17 protein-coding genes are annotated in these 22,123 nt (G+C 67.7%); 8 read left to right on the forward strand and 9 right to left on the reverse strand.

Annotated elements, in window-relative coordinates:
* Positions 1 to 22: 22 nt before the first annotated feature.
* The 5 genes from ACZ5ZX_RS01930 to ACZ5ZX_RS01950 form a co-directional block, all read right to left on the reverse strand.
* Positions 23 to 883, reverse strand: a complete 861-nt coding sequence (locus tag ACZ5ZX_RS01930) for a ribokinase (protein WP_465500206.1) — start codon at positions 881 to 883, stop codon at positions 23 to 25.
* 319 nt (positions 884 to 1,202) lie between these two features.
* Entirely contained in the window at positions 1,203 to 2,351 is a 1,149-nt protein-coding gene (locus tag ACZ5ZX_RS01935; RefSeq protein ID WP_465500207.1) for a hypothetical protein, read from the reverse strand.
* Between the two features lie 26 nt (positions 2,352 to 2,377).
* The gene (locus ACZ5ZX_RS01940; protein ID WP_465500208.1) at positions 2,378 to 3,619 is read right to left on the reverse strand and encodes a WXG100 family type VII secretion target; all 1,242 of its coding nucleotides are present in this window, start codon (positions 3,617 to 3,619) and stop codon (positions 2,378 to 2,380) included.
* A 3-nt stretch (positions 3,620 to 3,622) separates the two neighbouring features.
* Positions 3,623 to 3,940, reverse strand: coding sequence for a hypothetical protein (locus ACZ5ZX_RS01945; protein ID WP_465500209.1), 318 nt, complete (start codon positions 3,938 to 3,940; stop codon positions 3,623 to 3,625).
* Between the two features lie 24 nt (positions 3,941 to 3,964).
* A complete protein-coding gene (locus ACZ5ZX_RS01950) occupies positions 3,965 to 4,504 on the reverse strand; it encodes a YbaB/EbfC family nucleoid-associated protein (protein WP_465500210.1) in 540 nt (179 codons plus the stop codon).
* A gap of 190 nt (positions 4,505 to 4,694) precedes the next feature.
* On the opposite strand from ACZ5ZX_RS01950, the gene ACZ5ZX_RS01955 reads away from it, so the two are divergent.
* Positions 4,695 to 5,066 carry a hypothetical protein gene (locus tag ACZ5ZX_RS01955; protein ID WP_465500211.1) on the forward strand — a complete coding sequence of 124 codons (372 nt, stop codon included), beginning with the start codon at positions 4,695 to 4,697 and terminating at the stop codon, positions 5,064 to 5,066.
* A gap of 38 nt (positions 5,067 to 5,104) precedes the next feature.
* Positions 5,105 to 5,821, forward strand: coding sequence for a TetR/AcrR family transcriptional regulator (locus ACZ5ZX_RS01960; RefSeq protein WP_465500212.1), 717 nt, complete (start codon positions 5,105 to 5,107; stop codon positions 5,819 to 5,821).
* On the opposite strand, the gene ACZ5ZX_RS01965 is transcribed toward ACZ5ZX_RS01960, so the two are convergent.
* The 3 genes from ACZ5ZX_RS01965 to ACZ5ZX_RS01975 form a co-directional block, all read right to left on the reverse strand.
* A complete protein-coding gene (locus ACZ5ZX_RS01965) occupies positions 5,818 to 6,555 on the reverse strand; it encodes an SDR family oxidoreductase (protein WP_465500213.1) in 738 nt (245 codons plus the stop codon). The two genes, ACZ5ZX_RS01960 and ACZ5ZX_RS01965, sit on opposite strands and share 4 nt — an antisense overlap.
* An 89-nt stretch (positions 6,556 to 6,644) precedes the next feature.
* Positions 6,645 to 9,491, reverse strand: a complete 2,847-nt coding sequence (gene leuS / locus ACZ5ZX_RS01970) for a leucine--tRNA ligase (protein WP_465500214.1) — start codon at positions 9,489 to 9,491, stop codon at positions 6,645 to 6,647.
* Positions 9,492 to 9,662: 171 nt separating this feature from the next.
* Complete coding sequence (locus ACZ5ZX_RS01975; protein WP_465500215.1) at positions 9,663 to 10,814, reverse strand: esterase-like activity of phytase family protein; 1,152 nt, start codon at positions 10,812 to 10,814, stop codon at positions 9,663 to 9,665.
* Positions 10,815 to 10,879: 65 nt separating this feature from the next.
* Here ACZ5ZX_RS01975 and ACZ5ZX_RS01980 point away from each other — a divergent pair, with 65 nt between their 5' ends.
* Positions 10,880 to 11,311, forward strand: coding sequence for an SdpI family protein (locus tag ACZ5ZX_RS01980; protein ID WP_465500216.1), 432 nt, complete (start codon positions 10,880 to 10,882; stop codon positions 11,309 to 11,311).
* Here ACZ5ZX_RS01980 and ACZ5ZX_RS01985 read toward each other — a convergent pair.
* Positions 11,308 to 11,889, reverse strand: coding sequence for a YqgE/AlgH family protein (locus tag ACZ5ZX_RS01985; protein ID WP_465459674.1), 582 nt, complete (start codon positions 11,887 to 11,889; stop codon positions 11,308 to 11,310). The genes ACZ5ZX_RS01980 and ACZ5ZX_RS01985 overlap by 4 nt on opposite strands.
* A gap of 209 nt (positions 11,890 to 12,098) precedes the next feature.
* On the opposite strand from ACZ5ZX_RS01985, the gene ACZ5ZX_RS01990 reads away from it, so the two are divergent.
* The 5 genes from ACZ5ZX_RS01990 to ACZ5ZX_RS02010 are packed head-to-tail and all read left to right on the forward strand — an operon-like array spanning position 12,099 to position 22,119.
* Positions 12,099 to 13,394, forward strand: a complete 1,296-nt coding sequence (locus tag ACZ5ZX_RS01990) for an MFS transporter (RefSeq protein ID WP_465500217.1) — start codon at positions 12,099 to 12,101, stop codon at positions 13,392 to 13,394.
* A 35-nt stretch (positions 13,395 to 13,429) separates the two neighbouring features.
* Positions 13,430 to 14,041 (forward strand): YbaB/EbfC family nucleoid-associated protein, encoded by a 612-nt coding sequence (locus ACZ5ZX_RS01995; RefSeq protein WP_465500218.1) that lies wholly within the window; start codon positions 13,430 to 13,432, stop codon positions 14,039 to 14,041.
* Positions 14,041 to 14,370 carry a WXG100 family type VII secretion target gene (locus tag ACZ5ZX_RS02000; RefSeq protein ID WP_465500219.1) on the forward strand — a complete coding sequence of 110 codons (330 nt, stop codon included), beginning with the start codon at positions 14,041 to 14,043 and terminating at the stop codon, positions 14,368 to 14,370. The genes ACZ5ZX_RS01995 and ACZ5ZX_RS02000 overlap by 1 nt, the downstream gene beginning before the upstream one ends.
* A gap of 10 nt (positions 14,371 to 14,380) precedes the next feature.
* A complete protein-coding gene (locus ACZ5ZX_RS02005) occupies positions 14,381 to 21,676 on the forward strand; it encodes a WXG100-like domain-containing protein (protein WP_465501008.1) in 7,296 nt (2,431 codons plus the stop codon).
* The gene (locus tag ACZ5ZX_RS02010; RefSeq protein WP_465500220.1) at positions 21,673 to 22,119 is read left to right on the forward strand and encodes a hypothetical protein; all 447 of its coding nucleotides are present in this window, start codon (positions 21,673 to 21,675) and stop codon (positions 22,117 to 22,119) included. Before ACZ5ZX_RS02005 ends, ACZ5ZX_RS02010 begins: the two co-directional genes overlap by 4 nt.
* Positions 22,120 to 22,123 lie beyond the last annotated feature (4 nt).

A 22,123-nucleotide genomic window follows, 5' to 3' on the forward strand; every position in this document is an offset into this window, starting at 1 on the left:
CAGCACAACACAGAAGAAGACATCATTCCAGTTCGGACGCCTTCGGATAGGAGGGCTGAGCACCTTGCCGCGTCACAGTGATCGCGGCGACCTTCACCGCCCTACCCGCCGCTTCGGCCAGCTCCTCACCCTTCGCGAGCGACGTGGCGAGCGCACCCGCGAAGGCGTCCCCCGCACCCGTCGTGTCCACGGCGTCGACCTTCGGCGAAGCGACCTCGACCACGCCGTCCGCGGTCACCACCACCGCCCCCTTCGCACCGAGCGTCACGACGGCGGCCTTCGGCCCGAGATCGAGAAGCTTGGGGAAATCCGCTTCGCCACCGAGAAGGAATGCGGCCTCGTGCTCGTTGACCAGCAGCACGTCGAGATTCTGCAGCGTCTTCGCGGAAAGCTCGGCCGCCGGCGACAGGTTCAGCAGCGTCCGAACCCCGGCCTCGGCCGCCTTCGCGACCGCGTGCTCGACGGTCTCGAGTGGAATCTCGAGCGACAACACCACGATCTCGGCGCCATCGAGATCGATGTCCTCAGGCCGCAAACCGGAATTGGCGCCCGGCGAGACGAGAATCGAGTTCTCACCGTCGGGCGTCACGGTGATGTACGCGATGCCTGTCGGACGCTCACTGGTGCGCAACGGCCCCGTGTTCACCCCGGACTCGGCCAGCGACCGCTTGAGCAGTTCGCCGTACGGGTCGTCGCCGACCGCCCCGAGCAGCGCGACGTCGGCCCCGAGCCGAGCCGCGGCGACCGCGGTGTTGGCCCCTTTGCCACCCGGCGACAAGATCGTGTCGCCACCGAGTACGGTTTCGCCACCTGCAGGTCGCCGGTCGACCGGCACGACAAGATCGGCGTTGGCGGAACCGATGACCAGTACCTGAGAAGTCATGGAGGAAACCATCCCATGACCAGCTGTTGTCCGGCGATGTCCCCACCGTCGGCGAAGATGTGAAGAACTTTGTAACTTTCCCGGTGCCTGGTGCGACAATCAGGCGAGCAGCGGAACGCCGTCACTCTTTCGGGGGATAACCTTCCCCCGGACGTCACTTCGGCGATCACCCCCGCTCTTCAGGTGCGTTGCCGCGTTCACGCGGTGACGTTGCCCCGATCCCGGCGCGAGCCGAGATCAGGGCATCGGGTCGCCGGCGTCGATCACGTAGCCCCCCGAGTGATCGGCGCCGGCGGCGCCCCGCTGAGACCTGCCCGGATCAGCCCGGCGTCGCCGTCTCCCGGAATTCCACTTCTCGTGCCGTCCGCATGGCAAGCTCGAACTCACGACGCGCGTTGGCGGTGAACGGCTCCGCCAACCGGTACCAACCGCCAGCGAGGACGTCGGACTCTTCGTCGTATCGATCGCGTCTGGTCAGGCTCACCAGGTGTGGATGTCGGATCCGGAACGCCTCCGAGGCGGGAAGAAACTCCAAATATCTGCGCTGGTCGTCGATACCCCACCGCACCGCATCGATCTCGTGCCACCACACACCTACGACAGAGCCATAGGTTCGCAGGAAAAACCCGCGTCGTCCGAGCTCGAGTACCGCCTTCCGCTCCTTCTTGTGGGTCTCGCTCTCGAACCCATCGACCACCAACGTCACCACGAAGAGAGCGAAGAGAATCACGAACGCGCCAACCCGCACGACAGTGACATCGGTGGCCGCTGCGACCACGAGACAGCACACCTCGATCATCAACGAGCAGAGATTGAACACCTTCAGTTTCCGCTTGTCCCAGCCATTGACGTGGATCTTCACCACGTCGTCCTCGACGACCGGTTCCTCGCCTCGCGCCACGTCGACGATCGGTTCATCGGGTCTTGCGACCACTGCGGTGTTGTCGTTCTCGATCTCGATCTCGACATGGCGAACGAGCACGGGGAGCAACTCCTCGGCCTCACGCGGGCTGAGGTCGACGTCCGAGATCTGGAGGTCACCATCCGGCTCGCGGATGAGGCCTGTCGAACGAGCGTCGAAATCCGGGCCAGGCCGCAGAACGAGTGTGAACTGATCGTTCTTTGGCCTGCGATGGGTGTACTCGCGGAACTTGAGACTCAGGAACGCCTTCTCGATGTCACTCCACGGAGCGGTCCAGCTGACCAGTCCATTGGCGATCCGGGTGATGCCCTTCGCTTCGATGACCAGCTCATCAGCGGGTGGTGGCGTCCGGTAGTTGCGGAACTCGATGCTGCCGCAGTAGACGAAGACGGCACAGAGAACACCGCCGACTATGCGTACCGCCAATTGATAGTCGCTGAACACCGCGAACGCCATGACAACGGTCAGCGTGCCGAAGAGAACGACCAGCACCAGATGACCGAAGACCTCCGGCGTGCGTGAGATCACCAACCGATCGTCAGTCACTTGCCGTTCCTTCCGGTTTCCGAGGATCACAACGAGCCGGAAATACGGTTTACGCCAGGCTGATCAAAAATCGGGGGCTCATCGCCCTCCGCGGCCGACTTCTCGTAAACGGGCTCCGGGGCACTCTGCGTAGCGCCGCCGGCACTGTAGGGCCCAACGAATCCTGCGGGAGGCTGGACTTTCTGACTCGGAGGCTCTTCGTCCGAGCCACCGATAACCCCATCGGCCATCTTCCCGTAAAACTTCCGCTTCTCCTTTGTCAGGTTTTCCCGGAAGTCGTCTCCGTATTCTTCTTTGATTCTGTCGACGACGTTATCTTTCATCTGAGACAGGTTCTCGCCAAGACCATTTTTCTTTGCGGTGCCTTCGAGCGCGAAGATATGCTTGCGAGACTCCGGAAGGTCAGCGCGCGCCTTAGCGACCTTGGCAGCGAAGGTCTTGCTCTCCTCGGCGGCGTCGACTGCTTTCTTCCCGCCACCGGTGAACTTTTTCAGTGCCTTCGGAGTCAGAGCATTCTTGATCTTGTCGAAACCATCCGTGAGGCGCTTAAAGAGGCCCTTCGCCTTGTCGAACGCCTTGGTCAGCTTCTTGATCCAGCCGACGCATTTGTTCGCGTAGCCGATCGCCTTCGGTGTCCCTTCGGCGGCGATACCGGCGGGCATCGCCGGTCCGGGGTAACGCATCGCGATGCTTATGAGCTTACCAAGACACTCGGAGATCAAGTCACGGACAATGGTTCGCACGACCGCGAGGATCATCTTGCAGACGCTGACCAGTGTCCCGATGGAATTTGCACCCGAGGCGATACCAGCGTACAAGTCGGCCCGGTTTTTGGCGAAGGCTCGATAGGCGTCCGCGGCTTCACCGGTCCAATTCGCGCTCTCGCGGTCGACGGCCTTGCCCAAGTCTTCGCTGACCGACTCGAGTTCTTTGCCGATGTTCTCCCAGGTCCCGATCATGTTGTCCAAGGCGACCTGATCACCGACGAGCCAATCAAGTGGCTCACGGAGAAACGGGACGTGCTCGATGATCCAACCGAACGCGGACGCCGCCAGAGTCCCGATGGGATCGGCGACGAAGTCGGCAAGACCCATCGCCCCGTTGGCGAGATTCGCCAACCCTTCCGCCCAGTCGCCACTCGCGATCTTGGCTCCGGTGTCCCAGAAGTCTTGGAGGATTCCCGCGCCTTCGAGTGAGCTTTCGTCCTGCGCGGCGTCTGTCTTGATCAGCGGATTGGGGCCAGGAGCCGCGACGGGTGTTTCTGCCATCGGTCAGTCCTCCACCTTGAAGAGGCTCTTGAACTCGTCCTCCTGCATTTGCTTCCTCTGTTGCCAGGTATGCACACGATCGGCATGGTCGGCCGAAGCTTCGACAGCAGACTCGATCGCACTCCGCGCCAAGCTCTGGACGGCGGCGCAAATCGCGGCGAGCGGGATTCCGACGAGGCCGAATGCTTCGTCGCCCATTGCCGCGTCTGCGGCAGATCCGGTCATCGCGACTCGTTGTCCCAGATAGTCGATCGTGTTGCGATGGGCTGCGAGCTCCGCGGGGTCGACCTTGAAATCTTCGCTGCCTTGTGGCTGTCCCATGATTTCCCTCCCTCAAGTACCCACTCAGCGCAGGAAGTCGCCGCCAGTGAAGTAGTCGTCCTCATGGTCCGTCTGCTGCCTGCGCGCGGCGCGAGGCGAGGCAGGAGGCGCGGGCGGCTTAGGAGCAGGCGGGGGAGGTGGGGCGTCGAGTTCTTCCTCGGCGACGAAGCGGTCGTCCTCGTCCGGCTCCCGGTGGCCGCCCTCGACGAAGCCTGTCGGCTCGGGCTCCGGGTATTCGTTGTGCAGCTGGTTGACCAGCTCGTTCATCGTCTCGGTGCCCGCAATGGACGGGACGCCGGTCTGCACGGCAGCGGCCAGTTTGCTCTGGGCGCTTTGGACGACGCGGAGAATCTCCTGCGCGAGCGCGGGGTTGTCCCGCACCGAAGGGCCGATCTCCAGGCCCACCAGGTTCCCCGCGTGGTTGACCTTGACCGAGATCTGGCCGTCCTTGCTGCGTTCGGACACCGAGACGCTTTCGATCTCGGTGCGCATCTGATTCGCTTTCCGCTGTGCGTCGGCCAGCTTGGCCTCGAAATCAGTGAAGAGCTGCTCAGGGTTCGACACGCGAACCTCCCCTGTTCACGTCGTAGCCATTCGGCGACCGAGTGTGGCATATCCGTCTGACATCGGGGAACGTTTCCCGCGCATCCGCACCCCGGTCGTGTGGATCACCACAGCAGGCCCCGGTTTTCCCTACCGGACGTGGTGGGCAGCCCGGTGTTCGCGCAGGTCAGCGATCCATAGCGTGCTGGGTATGACGATTCAGGACTGGAAACGCGCGATCTACGCGCTTCTCGCACTTCCGGCTTATCTCGGTGGCGCGCAGGCCCAGCGCAGGCTCGCGCGGCGCTGGCTCGGGCAGACGGACGGGGCGCGGCCGCGATTCGTGGCCGCTTTCGGGCCGAGCGTGCTCGCGTTCCTTCTCGCTTTGCTGCTCTTCTATCTCATTGGGCGTATTGCGACCTACGGTCTCTTCTGGACGGGAAGCGACCCGGAGGGCACTTGGGGCGGGCCGACGCTGGCAGGGGCGTGGATCGTGCACTTCTTCGTCGCGCTCGGGATGGCCGTGCCGATTTTCCTGGCGCTCCGGCCGCTCACCAGGCTCCAGGCTCGCCTTCTGGGTTGATCCCCGGTATCGATGCGCTGACCACCTAGAATGCCCCGATGAGCAACACCGGCCGCAGGGGCCGCGAACGGGCTGCGACCGATCAGGACATCCGCCGGACGGCGCGGGCGCTCCTGGTCGAGCAGGGTCCGGAGGCCGTGACGCTGCGGGCGATCGCGCGCGAGCTCGGCATCACGGCACCGGCGTTGTACCGCTACTACGGCTCACGCGACGATCTGGTCGAGCATCTGCGGGCGGACGTCGTCGCGGATCTCGCGGCCGAGCTCGCCGAGGACATCGCGCAGCTGCCGGACGAGGGCGCGCTGCAGCTTTTCGCCATCTGCAAGGGATTTCGGCGGTGGGCGCTGACGCACACCAAAGAGTTCACGCTGGTCTTCGCGTCGCCGGCGGGAGACGCGGGGAACAGGCTGGACGAGCCGTTCGGGAAGATCTTCCTCGCCGCGGCGGGGCGGGTCCTCGCGATGCACGATCTGGTGACGCCGTCGAACGACGTGGTTCCCGTCGAGCTCCGCGACGACCTCACGTCGTTCCGGGCGGAATTGCTGGCCGTGCTGGAGGAATCCGGTGCGACGTTCCCGCTGGAGAAGCTCGACCTCGGCGTGACGTACCTGATGATCCAGTTCTGGGCCCGGCTCTACGGGCACGTCACGCTCGAGGTCTTCGGCAATTATCCGATCCCGTTCTCGAAACCGGACGTCCTCTTCGACGCGATGCTGGCCGATCTCGCGCGTGAGATCGGCCTGTCGATCGACTAGGCCGCGTGCCCGCCGTCGACCGAAACGGTCGTCGCGGTCACGTACTTGCTTTCCGGGCGGGCCAGGAACGACACGGTGGCGGCGACCTCCGACGGCGAGCCGTAGCGGTCGAACACCGTCAGGCTCCGCTGGTCGGCGGCGTACGGGCCGTCGGCCGGGTTCATGTCGGTGTCGGTCGGGCCGGGGTGGACGAGGTTCACGGTGATCCCGCGCGGGCCGAGTTCCCTGGCCAGGCCCTTGGTCAGGCCGAGCAGCGCGGTCTTGCTGACCGCGTACAGCGACATCCCCGGCCCCGGCACGCGGTCCGAAACGCAGCTGCCGATGGTGATCACGCGCCCGCCGTCGCCGAGGTGCCGGGCTGCGGCCTGCGTGGTCACGTAGACACCGCGCACGTTGACCGCCAGCACGCGGTCGATGTCCTCCAGGCTCGTCTGGTCGAGCGGGCCGACGAAACCGACGCCCGCGTTGTTGACCAGTACGTCGAGCCTGCCGAACTCGGCGACCGTCGTCTCGACCGCGGCCGCCACCGCCGCGGCGTCCGCGCTGTCGGCCTGGATCGCCAGCGCGCGACGGCCGAGTGCCTTGATCTCGTCGACGACGCCCGCCGCGAGTTCGGCGTTGTTCTGATAGGTGAGTGCGATGTCGGCGCCGTCCTCGGCGAGCCGGATCGCGGTGGCGGCACCGATCCCGCGGCTGCCGCCGGTCACCAAAGCCACCTTGCCGTCGAGGGTCATGGGGTGTTCTCCGTTCGATTTCGTTGTCCTTGAACAACTCCATCGAATCGCCTCATGACCCTCGACGCTGGCGTCTTTCAGCCACGGCGCTACAGGACGATGTTGACCAGCCGTCCCGGAACGACGATCACCTTGCGCGGCGTGCCGTCGCCGACCAGTGCGGCGATCTTCTCGTCGGCCAGTGCGGCCGCCTGCACGGCGTTCTTGTCCGCGTCGGCCGCCACGGTGATCCGCGAGCGCACCTTGCCGTTGACCTGGATCGGGTACTCCACGGTGTCCTCGACCAGGTACTTCTCGTCGACGACCGGGAACGGGCCGTGCACCAGCGAATCCGCGTGGCCCAGGCGCTTCCACAGCTCCTCGGTCAGATGCGGGGCCAGCGGCGCCAGCATCAGCACCAGCGGCTCCACCAGTTCACGCGGCGTCGCCTCGGCCGAACCGTACGTCTTGGTGACGTAGTTGTTCAGCTCGATCAGCTTCGCGCCCGCCGTGTTGAACCGCAGTTCCGCGTAGTCCTCACGGACACCGGCGATCGCCTTGTGCAGCTGCTTGCGATCGGCGTCCGTGGCGTCCACAGTGGACACTCGCAGCTCGCCGGTGTCCTCGTTGACGACCAGTCGCCACAGCCGCTGCAGGAATCGGTGCGCTCCGACGACATCCTTGGTCGCCCACGGCCGCGAAACGTCCAGCGGGCCCATCGACATCTCGTAGAAGCGGAAGGTGTCGGCACCGTAGTCGGCGGACATCTGGTCAGGCGTGACGACATTCTTCAGGCTCTTGCCCATCTTGCCGTATTCCTGCTTGACCTCTTCGTCCCCGAAGAAGAACTTGCCGTCGCGTTCCTCGACCTGGTCGGCCTGGACGTAGACGCCGCGGGAGTCGGTGTAGGCGTAAGCCTGGACGTAACCCTGGTTGAACAGCTTCCGGTACGGCTCCTTGGACGAGACGTGGCCCAGGTCGAACAGCACCTTGTGCCAGAACCGCGAGTACAGCAGGTGCAGCACCGCATGCTCCACACCGCCGACGTACAGGTCCGTGCCGCCCGGGTCGTCGACGCCGTGCTCGGCGGGCCGCGGACCGACCCAGTACTCCTCGTTCTCCGGCGCGACGAACACATCCGGGTTGGTCGGGTCCAGGTACCGCAGCTGGTACCAGCAGGAACCCGCCCAGTTCGGCATGGTGTTGATGTCGCGGCGGTAGGTCTTCTTGCCGTCGCCCAGGTCCAGTTCGACCTCGACCCAGTCGGTGGCGCGCGCCAGCGGCGAGGACGGCGTGCTGTCCTTGTCCTCCGGATCGAAGGTCACCGGCGAATAGTCGGCGACCTCGGGCAGTTCGACCGGCAGCATGCTGTCGGGCAGCGCGTGGACCTGACCGTCCTCGTCGTAGACCACCGGGAACGGCTCGCCCCAGTAGCGCTGGCGCGAGAACAGCCAGTCGCGCAGCTTGTACTGGACGGTGCCCCGGCCGTGGCCGTGCTCCTCCAGCCAGCCGATCATCGTCTTCTTGGCCTCGTCGACGCCCATGCCGTCCAGGAACCCCGAATTGATCGCGGGTCCGTCGCCGGTGAACGCCTTGCCGTCGAAGCCTTCCGTCGGCTGGACCGTACGGATGATCTCCAGACCGAACTTCTCGGCGAATTCCCAGTCTCGGGTGTCCTGACCGGGCACCGCCATGATCGCGCCGGTGCCGTAGCCCATCAGGACGTAGTCGGCGACGAAGATCGGGATTTCCTTGCCGTCGGCCGGATTCACCGCGTAGGAGCCGGTGAAGACGCCGGTCTTCTCCTTGTTCTCCTGACGGTCCAATTCGGACTTCCGCGACGCGGCCGTTCGGTAGGCGGCGATGGCTTCGGCCGGGGTGGCGGCCTCGCCGGTCCAGCGGGCGTCGACGCCTTCCGGCCACGTGGCGGCGGTCAGCTCGTCGACCAGCGGATGCTCGGGCGCGACCACCAGGTACGTGGCGCCGAACAGGGTGTCCGGGCGGGTGGTGAAGACCTCGATCTTCCGCTCACCGGAAGCGAACGACACGCGCGCGCCGTGCGAGCGGCCGATCCAGTTGCGCTGCATGGACTTGACCTTTTCCGGCCAGTCCAGCAGGTCCAGGTCGTCGACCAGGCGGTCGGCGTAGGCGGTGATGCGCATCATCCACTGCCGCAGACTGCGCCGGAACACCGGGAAATTGCCGCGTTCGCTGCGGCCGTCGGCGGTGACCTCTTCGTTGGACAGCACCGTGCCCAGCCCCGGGCACCAGTTCACCGGCGCCTCGGAGATGTAGACCAGCCGGTGCGTGTCGATGATCTCCAGCTGCTCGGCGCGGGTCAGCTCGCACCAGTTGCGGCCGTCCGGCGTGCGACGCTTGTCCTGCGCGTACTCGGTCTCCAGGTCGACGATCGGGCGGGCCTTACCCGCCTTCTCGTCGTACCAGGAGTTGAAGATCTGCAGGAAGATCCACTGCGTCCACTTGTAGTAGTCCGGGTCGATCGTCGAGATCCGGCGACGCTCGTCATGCCCCAGCCCCAGCCGCCGGATCTGGCGCAGGTAGGTCTGCATGTTCTCTTCGGTCGTCTTGCGCGGGTGCTGGCCCGTCTGGACCGCGTACTGCTCCGCGGGCAGACCGAAGGCGTCGAAGCCCATCGTGTGCAGCACGTTCCGGCCGATCATGCGGTGGTACCGCGCGAAGACGTCGGTCGCGATGAAGCCCAGCGGATGCCCGACGTGCAGGCCCGCGCCCGAGGGGTACGGGAACATGTCCTGGACGAACAGCTTGTCCGACGGGACCTCTCCGCTCTCGTCCGCGAGCGGGCCGACCGGGTTCGGGGCGTGGTAGGTGCCGTGGTCGGACCAGTAGTCCTGCCAACGCTGCTCGATCTGGCCCGCCAGCTCCGCGGTATAGCGGTGCTGAGGGGCCGAGTCGGCGCCTTCGCTCGCCTGGTTCATCGCCGAAATCCTCCGTGCTCATCCACGTCAAGCCACTCCAGAAACAACTCGACCCCTCAGCCCGGAGGGCATGAGGGGTCGCCGCGCTGGTCCCGGCCGTTCGGCCAAGATCAGCGCGGCAGGCTAAGGAGCAGCCGAGCCGTGTTCATGTAGTCCAGTTTAACGCGCTGGTCAAAGCCGTTCCGAGGGGACCGCCAGAGCGATGAACTGGGTCACTTGCGTCGCCGAGAAGTTGTTGTCGCTGACCAGCACCAGGCTGCGCTCGCCACTGGGCAGGCGCGGACCCCAGGTCATCCCCTCGACGTTGTCCACAGTGGACAACTTGAAGTCGGCGAGGTCGGCGAGCAGGCGCTTCTTGACCGGTTTGACGTTCTTGGCGTCGGCCAGCGAAGGCGTCTTCGCGATGTTCGTGGCGCCCTTCGTGTCGATCTCGTAGATGCGGATCTTGTTGCCGACACCGGTGACGAACGCGCGCTCCATGACGAGGTAGCGCGTCGGGTCGGCCTGGTCGACGGCCAACAGCGACGAGACACCGGTGGTCGCGAACGCGCCGGGCGGGTTCGGCGCCGCGAAGACCTTGTCCTGCGGATACGCGTACTGCGCGAGCACGGGGCCGAAACGCGACTGCAGGGTGATGCGCGAAAGGGCACCTGACGTGGTGGTGGGCTCGGGACCGTCCTGCAGCAGCGGTCCCTCGACCGAACTGGCCACGAGCGAGCCGAAGCCGGCGAAGGTGAGGCCTTCGAGGACGAGGTTCTGCCGCGGCCCGGCGGTCGCGGTCATCTTCTCGTTGGCGGGAATCGGCAGGTCACGGACATAGGAGCCGTCGCGCTTCGCCTCGCGGATCGACGGATCGATCAGCGCGGCGGCGGAGCGCTCGCCCTCCTGCGACCACAGATAATGGCCGGTCCACGGGTCGACACGGAGTTCTTCGGGGTCGATCGTCCGCATGTTCTGCGGCTGCGTCTGGTCGTTCTTCGCCAGCGGCGGGTACGGCGTGCCGTCGGGGCGCAGGAGCGGCTTGGTGCCGGTGAAGGTGACCGGACCGAGTCCCTTGGCGTCGAGTGAGAACTTCGCCGTGTAGAACCGGGCCGGGTTGATCGCGGACCGGTCGTCGCAGATCAGCGCGTACTCGCCGGTGCGGGGGTCGTAGTCGATGCTGGACAGGCCGCCGACGACGGTGCCCTCGTAGGGCAGCGCGTTCGGGACGGTCTGTTCACCGATCAACCGCAACGGACGGTGCTCGGCTTGCGCGGCGGGGGCCGCCATCAGGGTGAGGGGAACGGCCCCGATCAGGGCGGCGGCTAAAACTCGGCGTGACATGGCCTGTAGCACAGTCGATCAGGGTATCCGGCAGGTTGCCGGGACGTCACGCTTATCCTCGTGGAGTGTTCGTCATAGCGCTGGTCCCGATCGTGCTGGGTGTCCTCGTCGGCTGGGGCGGTTTCCTCGGTCTGCGTGAGAAGCTGCCGCGTGACCGCGGCGCCGGCGTGCGTACCGCCGCCACGATGCGCAGCGAGGACGCCTTCCGCCTCGGCAACAAGGTCGCCGGGCTCCCGACGCTGGCCGGTGGCGTGATCGCCGTGCTCGCGGGTACCGCCGCGCTGGTCATGCCGACGACGTCCGGGCTTCTGCTGGGCTCGGTCGTCGGCGTGGTCGGGATGATCGCGCTGGTCGCCGCAGGGGGAGTGCTCGGCAACCGCGCGGCCGCGACCGTCCCGGCGCCCGAACCCGCCGCGCCGGAAGCGCCCGCGGGCTGCAGTGGCTGCGCCTGCGGGACCTGCGGCGTCTTCAAGAAGGCCGATACGGCCACCGCCTAATTGCGCTGCAGGTCTCCCGGGTGGGTGGCCAGCAGCGCCAGTGGAATGCCCTGTCGACGCAGCACCTGACCCCACAGATCGTGGTGCGGCGAGGCGAGGACGTCGCTGGGCAGTGCCGGGACGATCACCCAGTCGTCGCGTTCGATCTCGCTCGCGAGCTGCCCGGAGTCCCAGCCCGCGTACCCGGCGAAGACCCGCACGCCGCGGACCTTCGGGACCAGGACCTCGGGATCGGTGTCGAGATCGACCAAGGCGACCGGTCCGCGGACGGCGATCACGCCGGGCACGCTGGACGCCGTCTCGCCGGTCCGCAGCGCGGCCAGGCACAGGGCGGTCTTCTTCTCGACCGGGCCGCCGACGAACACCGACTGCGGCTCGGCGACGTGTCCACCCCAGTTGGGCAGCACGTCGTACACCGGAACGTCACTCGGCCGGTTGAGCACGACGCCGAGCGTTCCCTCGTCCCGGTGATCTATGACGAACACGACGGTCCGCCGGAAATTGGGATCGAACATCGTGGGGGCGGCGACCAGGAGCGTTCCCGGTTCGACCTCGGCGTCCGCTGGCACATCCGCCATGATCCCACTTCGAGTGGAGACAAATCGTCCGGCCAGGGAACAACAGCATCACGAGCATCGTTGGACACACCAGGTCGGTGCGCTTTCCGTGTCCCCCGGGCTCACTGAAGAACCGCCTTTGTGGAATACCGTCCGGCTGGAGCCACACTGCGCATAGCCGCCGAGAGGCGACCTTTGAGCGCACCGACCTCCTTCTTTAGGCTTCCGCCGTGACAACAAGGGCGTTCGTCCGCGACCGGGACTTCCGCCGTCTGCTGTTCACGCGGTTCTCCGCGCACTGGGGCAACGGGATGTACCAGGCCGGACTGACCGGTGCCGTGCTCTTCAACCCCGAACGCGCCGCCGACGCGCTCGCCATGGCAGGCGGGTTCGCGGCGCTGTTGCTGCCGTATTCGATCGTCGGGCCGTTCGCGGGTGCCCTGCTCGACCGCTGGGACCGCCGGAAGGTCCTGATCTTCGCGAGTCTCCTGCGGTCGTTCACGATCCTCGTCACCGCCGTCGCCGTGGGCACCGGAGCGGCCGGTTTCGGGCTGTTCTCCCTGGCACTGATGTCCGAAGGGATCTCCCGGTTCATCGGCTCGGGCCTGTCCGCGTCCCTGCCGCACGTGGTCGACGAGGAGTCCGTGGTCGCCGCGAACGCCTTCGCGGCGACGTGGGGTTCGGTGCTCGCGGTGGTCGGCGCCGGCTGCGCGATCGGGCTCCGGGCGCTGACCGGCGCCGACGACGTGGGTTCCGCGTGGGTCACCGCCGTCGCGGCAGTGGGCGGGATCGGCGCCGCGATCATCGCCTCGGGATTCGCGCGCGGACTGCTCGGGCCGTCGACGGTCGACGAGCCGTCGAACCCCGTCCTCGCGGTCGCCCGGGGCCTGTCCGATGGCGCGAAGGCGGCTTGGCGCACTCCCAGCGTCATGGCGGGGTTCATCGCGCTGTTCGCGCATCGCGCGTCGTTCGGGATCTCGCTGCTGGTGACCGTGCTGCTGATACGTGGCCACTTCGCCGGTGGCGGGATGACGGGACTCGGGCAGATGGCGGCGTTCGGCGGGGCCGGGATCCTGGTCGCCGGTCTGCTGACGGCCCGGCTGATCCGCCGGTTCGGCCGGATCCGGGTCGTGGTGGGGGCGCTGGTACTGGCGGCGGCCGCCCAATCCGGGCTGGGGCTGCCGATGCTGGTCCCGACGACGTTGCTCGCGGCGTTCCTGGTGACCGGCGCCGGACAGGTGCTGAAACTCTGTGTCGACTCGTCGGTCCAGCTCGACGTCGCCGACGAGGCGCGGGGGCGGGTCTTCTCGCTCTACGACACGCTTTTCAACATCACCCAGGTGGCCGCGGTCTGGCTGGCCGCCACGGTGATCCCGGACGACGGGCGGTCACCTGGATTGCTGATCACGGCGACCGCGCTCTACCTGGTCGGCGCCGCCGGTCACCTTCTCGCGGTACGAAAACGCCAGATGCGGCGATATGGCTCCTCCGTTGGCATTAGGGTGACGCCTACCGACCCCGGGTGACGTATGCCCGGGATCAAGTACTTCCGGGGGCCCAGGTGACGACGGCAGGCGACGACAGCGCGCGCCTCGAAGCGCGCAATGCCGCCATGAAGGATCAGGTCGACACGCTGCTCGAACAGTTCGAGCGCCAGACGGCCCAGCTCCGGGACGCGCAGGAAGCCGCTTCGCAGATGTCCGCGACGGTGGTCTCGCAGGACGGTCTCGTCCGCGCCACCATCGACGCGACCGGCACGCTCGCCAAACTCGAGATCCAGCCGAACGCCTTTGAACGCACCAACCCGGCGCAGCTGGCCAACACCGTGCTGACCCTGGTGCGCCAGGGATCGTTGCAGGTCAAACAGCAGGTCGCCGATCTGATGGCCCCGATCACCGAAGGGCTGCCGGACCTCTCGGACCTCATCGAAGGCGCGCCGTCGCTGCAGGGGCTGATGCCGGCGATCCCGGACTTCCTCGCCGAGGAAGAGCCGTCCGCACCGGCCAAGTCCGACGACGACTTCGAGGATCCGCTGCTGCGCAAGGACGACACCCCGCCACCGCCACCACCTACTCCTGTCCCGCCGGCGCCGAAGCCGATTCCCAAACGGGTGCGCCAACAGGACGACGATGAGGAAGAGCCGCCTTCAAGCTGGCTGACCAGGGGAGTCTGATGCCGAACGGTGGGGGCGGTGGCGGATTCACCGCGGATCCGGACGCGGTCAAAACGGCCGCGGCCAAACTGGGGCTCGCCGCGGATCAGCTGGACGACGTCGGCAAGGAACTGATGGCCGCGATCAACTCGCTCGGCCAGTGCTGGGGGAACGACGACGCCGGCAAGGAGTTCGCGAAGGACTACGAGCCGGGCGCGAAGGGTTCGTCCGAAGGGTTCGCCAACATCGTCGAAGCGCTGCGCGGCATGCAGCACAACGTCGAACGGTCGATGACGGCGTTCACGAACGCCGAAGAAGAGATCAAGTCGACGCTGGACAAGAAGGCATAGCGCCATGGGTATGGAGATGCCCGACGCGGTCAAGTGGCTCTTGCCGATCGTCGTCGGGGAAAGCTGGCCCGAAGGCGACGAGGACAAGCTCCGCGAACTGCGCGACGCCTGGCACAACGCGTCGAGGGCCGTTCAGCCGATCGCCGACACCGCGACCAAGGGCGCCACCGAGGTCCTCGGCGGCTGGACCGGCGAGGGCGCGGAGAAGTTCGCCGAGGCGTGGAAGAAGTTCATCGAAGGCGACGAGGCGTACTTCAAGTCGCTGGCCGATTCCTCGAAGGCGCTCGGCGACTCGTGCAACGCGACCGCGCTGGACGTCGAGTACACGAAGTACATGATCATCATCTCGCTGGTGATCCTGGCCGCGCAGATCGTCGCGATGCTCGCGGCCGCCGCGGTGACCTTCGGTGGCTCGACGGCCGGGATCGCGCCGGCGCAGATCGCCACCCGCATGACCGTCCAGATGATCTTCCGGCAGCTGATGCAGAAGCTCGCGCAGGAAGGCTTCAAGAAGGTCGCGAAGGAACTCCTGGAGAAGCTTCTCAAGGAGGGCCTGAAGAAGATCGGCAAAGAGGTCCTGCAGAACACGGCGATGAACCTCGCCATGGACGCGGGCATCCAGGGCCTGCAGATGGCCAAGGGCGACCGCGACAGCTGGGATTTCAGCAAGACCAAGGATTCCGCGATCAGCGGCGCCGTCGACGGGGTCGTCGGCGCGGGCAGCAGCAGTATCGGCAAGGGCGCCACCAAGGGACTTTCGGACAGCGTCGGCGGCCAGATCGTCGACAGTGCGGCGCGAGGTGCCGTGCGGGGCGCGGCCGAAGGTGTCGCCAGCACCGTCGGACAGGCCGCCGTCACCGGTGACCTGGACAAGCTTTCGGCCAAGGACCTCCTGATGGGCGCGTCCGGCGGCGCCGTCGGCGGCGGTGTCGACGGGGCGAAGAGCCAGATCGGCGACATCCGCGCCGCGAACACCCCCGGTGGCACGGGCCACGGTCCTTCGACGCCGGATATCGATACGGGGGATGGGGATTCCGGGACGCCGTCGCGTACTCCGGATAGTTCGTCGAGTCGCGATTCGTCTTCTGAAGGCGGTTCTTCGTCGGAGCCGCAGGCACGCTCGGACGGCGGGAGCCAGTCTTCGCAGCGCGCGCCGGGTTCCGAGAGCGGTCCGCAGCGCACGGCGGACAGCTCCCCGGATGCTGACCGGGTCAGCCAGTCTTCGACACAGGCCCCGGAACGTCCGGCGGACGCCCCGGCGAACACCGGGGAGCGCGCGGCTCCGCCCGCGCAAACGCAGCACGCTCCGGCGGCGGCCGACAACAACGCCGGTTCCGGGCAGCAGCAGGCCGCCGCGGCCAATCAGCAGCAGGCACCCGCGGCGGCCCAGGCCCCGGCCGCGAGTCCCGCTCAGGGACCGGCTTCGAGTCCGGCCGCGAGTGCCGCGCAGTCGAGTGGATCGCCTTCGAGCGCTTCGTCCGGCACACCCACTTCGACCGGTTCGCCGGCATCGACCGGTTCACCGGCGTCGAGCGGAGCCCCCGCTTCGGCCGGTGCGCCTTCTTCCAGCGCCGGACCGGCTTCGTCGGGTTCGCCGACCGGCTCCGGTGGTTCGTCTTCGGGTGGTTCGTCCTCCGGCGGTTACGGCATGGCGCCCGGCTCGGGTTCGAGTACGCCCGGCTCGTCGGGCGGTTACGGCATGGCGCCCGGCGGCAACCCTCCAGGCAACGGACCCGCACCCGGCGGTTTCCCGCCCGGTGGCCACGATCCGGCCCGCGCGAACCGGCCGCATGACGGGGTCCAGGCCGCCGGATTCGCCGGTGGCGGCAGTCCGCAGCAGCCGCGGTTCGACCAGCCGCCCGGACAGGCGCCCTTCCAGGGGCAGCCCATGCAGCCGCCGCCCGGCGGTTTCGCCCCTCCGCCTCCGCCGCCGCCTCCCGGTGGTGGCAATGGCCCCATGCCCCCTCGCGGGCAGCAGGGGCCGATGGGTCCGCGTCCCACCGGGCCGCCGCCGCCCCCGCCGCCAGGCGGACATCCGCAGGATCGCCGTCCGGATCGCGGGCCGCAGGAACGGCCGCAGCAGCGTCCTCAGCAACCGCCGCCCCAGGGTCCACAGGGGCTCCACGGCCAGCAGCCGCCTCGGCCGCAGCAGCCGCCTCACGGGTATCAGGGCAGGCCGGGACCGGCTCCCGGTCCGCACGGCGGTGTCCCGCCGCGTCCGCAGATGCCTCCGCCGGGGCAGCATCCCGGCAACCGCGGTCCCGCCGGCTACCCGCCGCCTCCGCCGCGACACCCGCAGCCGGGCAACGGCCCGTTCCCGGGCAACCGTGGTCCCGTGCCGCCGCCCCCGCCCGGTCACCAGCCCGGTCACCAGCCGGGGCAGCGACCCGGGCAGCACCCGGGACAGCACCCCGGGCAACGTCCGATGCCGCCGGGCGGCGAGCCGCCGCGGTTCGGTGGCCAGCAGCCGCAACGTCCGCCGCAGGTCCCGGCACCACGTCCGGGTCACGACGGGAACGCGGGCCCGCAGGACCGCACGCAGCAACAGCAGCGGCCCGAACCCGTCCGGCCGGTGGAGCGCGCCCCCGAACAGGCCCCACCGCAGGAGGGCGCGCCCCACCACGAGGAAGCACCCGCCTACCGCGGCAACCTCGACGACGGTGCCGACCTGCCCAAGGACAAGGACGCCGACACCGACGCCCCGCACGACACCGAGTCGCCCACGGACGGCACGACCGAGGACAAGACCGCCGACCACAGCGGTTCCCCGGTCGACGAGCCGTACCTGACCGACCCGGACTTCCACACGGACGATCCCGCGGCCTACCGCGCGCTCGCCGAAACGCAGATCGACAAGCGTGGTTTCGACGCCGAGACCGGGGAAGCGCGGAGCGAGCAGGTCCGCCGTGAAGGTCTCGCCAAACGCGACGCCCACGAAGGCCCGCGCGTCAAGGCGATGTCGGATCAGGGCGCGTACGCGGTGCACAGCTACACGCGTACCGACATGGCCGAGAGGATCACTCACGCCCAGCGTCACGGTGGGCCTGAGCTGGACGCGCTCCGCCCGCACATCGAGGCGATCACCTCCGGCCTCAACGAGATGCCCGTCTACGAGGGTGTCGTCTCGCGGCGGGTGAACTTCCACGGCAACGAAAGCGCCATCCAGGGCTTCCTGGAGGCGCACGCCAAGGGCCAGGTCATCGTCGACCCGCAGATGCTGAGCACGTCGCGGGTCACCCCGGACCATCCGCACAGCACCTTCCCCGGCGAAGTCGAGATGCGCATCCAGTCGAAGACCGGACGCCACATCGAGGATCTCGCTTCCAAGAAGGAAGAGCGCGAAGTCCTGATGAAGTCGGCGACGCAGCTGCGTGTCACCGACGTCAAGATGGGCCCTGGGCATCCCGATCACCCCGACTACAAGGCACGGCTGGACGACGGCACGGTCAACGACCTGCCGAAGTGGATCGTCGAATGCGAAGAGGTCGTCCCCGGTGACGACGGCCACCTGACACCGGAGCAGGTCCAGGAGAAGGTCGCGGAGCGGCGCGAGTACAACAACGCCGAGCAGGAGCGGCTGGCCAAGGAAGAGGCCGACCGCGATGCGCAGCTGCGCCGCGATCATCCCGAACTGTTCAACAACCAGGGTTTCGCGGGGCTCGAGACCAAGATCGCCGACGGCAAGGGCGGCTGGATCGACGCTTCCGAGGCTCCGGAGCACAACGTCCCCAAGCCGAGGGAGCACGTTCCCGACGGCGGCTGGTCCGAGCTGGCGAAGCCCCTCGACGACGGCGGGACGCCTGCCATCCACGCCGGTTCCACCGACACCCCGCACCAGCAGGTCCGCCTGCTCATGGACGAGCTTCCGGCGGTCGGCGAGGTCAACACCCGCAACTACTACGCGCCCGAATCGTGGAAGGACGGCTTCCAGACCAACTCGGCCGAGGCGCTGGTCGCGTTCGAGAACCGGATGAACGGGGGCGACGCCGTCGCCGGACCGTCGACCGGCGGCTCGCCGCTGCAGCATGTCAGCGATCAGCTCGGCGGGCAGTGGTCCGATCGGAACGGTTTCGCCGACGTCGCCCGTGACCTCGGTGAACGTCCGGTCGGCGCGCGGACGGCGGTGGCGTTCGAGCATCACGCCCCCGGTGATCCGAACGCGCCGGAAGGCTCGCCGCGGTCCAAGGACCGGATCGAGACCCGGATCGTCGCCGCGGTGAACACCCCGCACGGCGTGGTCTTCGCCGATCCGATGACCGGGCGGCTCGCGACGCTGCCGGACAATCCGACGTCGATCAAGGCGCTTCCGCTGGGCGGCGGCGACGCTCCGCACGCTCACCAGCCGGAAGCGCCGGAGCGGACGCATACCGACAAGACCGACGAACCCGGTCAGGAGCAGGCGAAGTCGCCCGCCGAACGGCTACGCGGCGACGACGAGCCGCCGCCGGTGGACCGGCCCGACGAGCAGCAGGCACCCAAGACCGAACTCGACATCTCCGAGCGGCTCAAGGGCACCGAAGAGGCACCTGCGCGACTGGACGAGAGCTACGCGAGCGACCCCGATTTCCGGGGCTCGCCGGAGGACCACAAGAGCCTCCGGGACCGTTATGACAACGCCGAACTCGCCGAGCAGGCCCGGGAAAAGGCCCTCAAGCGGCTCGAAGCCAGCCCGCTCAAGGACCGTGTCTCGCCCGAAGCCGCGGAAGCGATCTACTCGTACTCGCGCGAACACGCCTACGCGATCAACGAAGCGAACCGCCTGGGTGAGTCGCACCCCGGCTTCGAGAACGCCCAGCGGAGCACCCGGGCGATCGTCGGCGCGCTGAACGAGCTGCCGGACTTCCACGGCGAGTCCATCCGCGGCATCGACACCAAGGGCGACATGCGTGCCGCCGGGATCATCGCCGCGCATTACGAGGTCGGCCAGACCGTCCCCGAGCCGACGATGACCAGCGCCACCATCAAGACGTCGCCGGACACGAAGTCGAAGTTCGGCGAAGACGTCGAGATCCACATCGTCTCGAAGACGGGCAAGGACGTTTCGTCGCTCGCCGAGAACCCCGGCGAGAACGAATCGATCAACAAGCCGGCGACGCAGCTTTACGTGCACAGCAAGGAGTTCAAGACTCCGCCGCTGGTCGACCGGCCGAAGTGGGTCATCCACGCCGAAGAGGTCACTCCCGGCGACCCGCGCTACCTCACCGGCGAGACCGGCAAGCAGGCGATGGAGGAGCGGCGGGCCCGGCACGCCGCGGAGGCACCCGAACTGGCGCGCCTCGCGCAGGAACGGTCGATGGCGCGCCTCGGCGGTTTCGACGAGCCGCAGACGCCGCACATCACCACCGAGAACCCGGCCGAGCACGGGGTCGCGGACGCCGACAAGGGTCCGGAGTACGGCGAACAGTCCACTCAGGACCACGACGCCACCGACCAGACCATGGAACTGCCGGTCCCCGAGCGGGACTACTCGTCGATGGCGGTGGCGACGAATCCGCCGAGCGAACCGGCGATCCACGCCGGTTCGGCGAGTCCTGCGCAGCAGGCCGCCTACCTCGCCGACCGGCATCCGCGGCTCGGCGAGGTCAACCCGCATTTCCACGACCCGGACGCGCTGGCCAACGGCTTCCGGTCCAACTGCACCCGCACGCCGGGCGCGTACTGGGACCAGCTGCACGGCATCGATTCGACCGCCGATCCGCTGCTCGTGCACGAGATGGACAGCCGGGGCACGCTGGAGCACGTCGAGGAACGCTTCGGCGGCCAGTTCTCCGACAGGGTCGACTACGACACCGTCATCCGCGAGATGCGGGGCATGCCGACAGATCACCACGCGGTCGTCGCGGTGAAGTACCTCGACGAGAACGGCGTCGAGCGCGGCCACGTCGCCATGGTGGCGAACACCCGGGACGGCGTCGCGTTCATCGACCCGCAGTCGGGTGCGCTGATGAATCTGCCGCATCCGGCGCTGAGCGTGAAGCTGATGCACGTCGGCGTCCCGGAAACCCCGGCGGCGCACCACACCGACGGGCACACCACGCAGACGGAAGCCGCTTCGACCAGGCCTGTCGACCCGCGTATCGCGTTCGCGCGGCCGGATCAGCCGGTGGACCCGCGGATCGCGTTCGCCAGGGAAGACACGCCGGACGTGCAGCCGTCGCGGATCGGTCCGGACGGCCGTCCGATCGTGACGCCGCCGCGCGACGCGGGCTACGGAATGGCGCACGACGAGCCCGCTCATGGCGACCGGGCCGAAGTCGAGCGGTTCCTGAACGATCCCGAGGTCGCGGCCGCGGTGGACGGACTCGACCCGGACAAGAAGCGGGCCGTCCACGAGGACGAGAACGGGGTCAAGCACGACGTCGGGCCGATGCGGGACTTCATCCGCGAGCACCTGCCCGCGCATCCGGAACTCGTCCGGCTGATGGAGCATCCGGACAACGCGTACCTGCGGGCTTCGCTGCTGAACAACCCGATGACCATCGGCAGCCTGTTGCTGCACCCGGAAGCCATCCCGCTCCTCGAAGACGCCCTGCGCGACGTCGAAGAACGCGGCCTCCAGATGATCGACGACGTCCAGCAGGAAGGTCCCGGCGACACGCCGCTGACCCAGGAGCAGCGCGACCTCGCGAACGCGGCGGCGGACATCGCCGCCGACGTGGATCCCGGCGATCAGTACCACGCCGGCTTCGATCGCGCGGACAAGGGCGATGCCGGGAAGATCCAGGAGTTCCTGGACGCCGAACGGGAGGCGTGGCCGCGGAACCAGGGCGACCTCAACGCGATCGCCGACCGGATCGCGGCGGAGAACAACGGCGACGCGTCGGGCCGTCCCGGTCCGAAGGACGACGACCGTGCGAAGGCGAAGATCGCGGGCTACGACGGAGACGCGTCGAAACTGACCGACCTGGTGGGCGTGAAGATCCAGTTCGACACGCTGGCCGACGTCTACAACGCGCTGAACGCGGTGATGAACGACCCGGATCTCCGCATCGTCAGCTTCGACGACCGGTTCGCGAATCCGCAGGACAGCGGGTACCGCGATCTGCAGATGAACGTCCGGCTGCCGAACGGGCACGTCGCCGAACTGCGGCTGCACCTGAAGCACATCGACACCGTGTCGGCCTACGAGCACGCCTTGTACGAGGTCCGCCGCGACTTCCCGACGTACAACCGGACACTGGACGAGAACAACAAGAAGAGGCTGTCCCCGGAACAGGCCCTGCTCGAAGCGGCGCTGATGGACCGGGTCCGGGAGAAGTTCATGGCCGGTCTCCGCAAGGGACTGCCGCCTGAGGAGAGCACGTGATCCAGACGCCGTCCTTCTACACGTACTTCGGAAAGACCTACCGCGTCGAGTCGACCCCCGACGGGGGCCTGACCGGTTTCCTCCTCAACCTGAGCACCGGCGAGTTCGACGAAAAGCCGGAGCACGTGCGTGAGGTCATGTGGGCGATGGCGAGTTCGGACATCAGCAAGGTGTCCGAGGAGAAGTTCGTCCAGGAGACCGAACGCGCCCGTGCGTACGAGCTCAAGGGCGGCGGACCGATCTTCGCGCTCTACGAGACCATCGACGGCCTGTACGCGCAGGCCAAGCGCGAAAATCGCCGCGTGGAACCGCAGGAATCTGCGTTGATCCAGTCGCTGCGCAAGCGCACCTTCAAGATGTGGGAGGACGAGCTGGCCCGCCGCGCCGCCGGGGAGCCGCCGTCGTTCCGGGCGGAACCACGTTTCCCGAACCGGGCGCGATGATTCA

Source organism: Amycolatopsis sp. NPDC033938 (genome assembly GCF_055575975.1).

What these genes read in the sequence shown, in the direction of transcription:
- ACZ5ZX_RS01945 (WP_465500209.1), bottom strand. Translation starts at nt 3,940, where the DNA reads ATGGGACAGCCACAAGGCAGCGAAGATTTCAAGGTCGACCCCGCGGAG.
- ACZ5ZX_RS01960 (WP_465500212.1), top strand. Translation starts at nt 5,105, where the DNA reads ATGAGCAACACCGGCCGCAGGGGCCGCGAACGGGCTGCGACCGATCAG.
- ACZ5ZX_RS01940 (WP_465500208.1), bottom strand. Translation starts at nt 3,619, where the DNA reads ATGGCAGAAACACCCGTCGCGGCTCCTGGCCCCAATCCGCTGATCAAG.
- ACZ5ZX_RS01975 (WP_465500215.1), bottom strand. Translation starts at nt 10,814, where the DNA reads ATGTCACGCCGAGTTTTAGCCGCCGCCCTGATCGGGGCCGTTCCCCTC.
- ACZ5ZX_RS01930 (WP_465500206.1), bottom strand. Translation starts at nt 883, where the DNA reads ATGACTTCTCAGGTACTGGTCATCGGTTCCGCCAACGCCGATCTTGTC.
- leuS (WP_465500214.1), bottom strand. Translation starts at nt 9,491, where the DNA reads ATGAACCAGGCGAGCGAAGGCGCCGACTCGGCCCCTCAGCACCGCTAT.
- ACZ5ZX_RS01955 (WP_465500211.1), top strand. Translation starts at nt 4,695, where the DNA reads ATGACGATTCAGGACTGGAAACGCGCGATCTACGCGCTTCTCGCACTT.
- ACZ5ZX_RS01965 (WP_465500213.1), bottom strand. Translation starts at nt 6,555, where the DNA reads ATGACCCTCGACGGCAAGGTGGCTTTGGTGACCGGCGGCAGCCGCGGG.
- ACZ5ZX_RS02005 (WP_465501008.1), top strand. Translation starts at nt 14,381, where the DNA reads ATGGAGATGCCCGACGCGGTCAAGTGGCTCTTGCCGATCGTCGTCGGG.
- ACZ5ZX_RS01985 (WP_465459674.1), bottom strand. Translation starts at nt 11,889, where the DNA reads ATGGCGGATGTGCCAGCGGACGCCGAGGTCGAACCGGGAACGCTCCTG.
- ACZ5ZX_RS02000 (WP_465500219.1), top strand. Translation starts at nt 14,041, where the DNA reads ATGCCGAACGGTGGGGGCGGTGGCGGATTCACCGCGGATCCGGACGCG.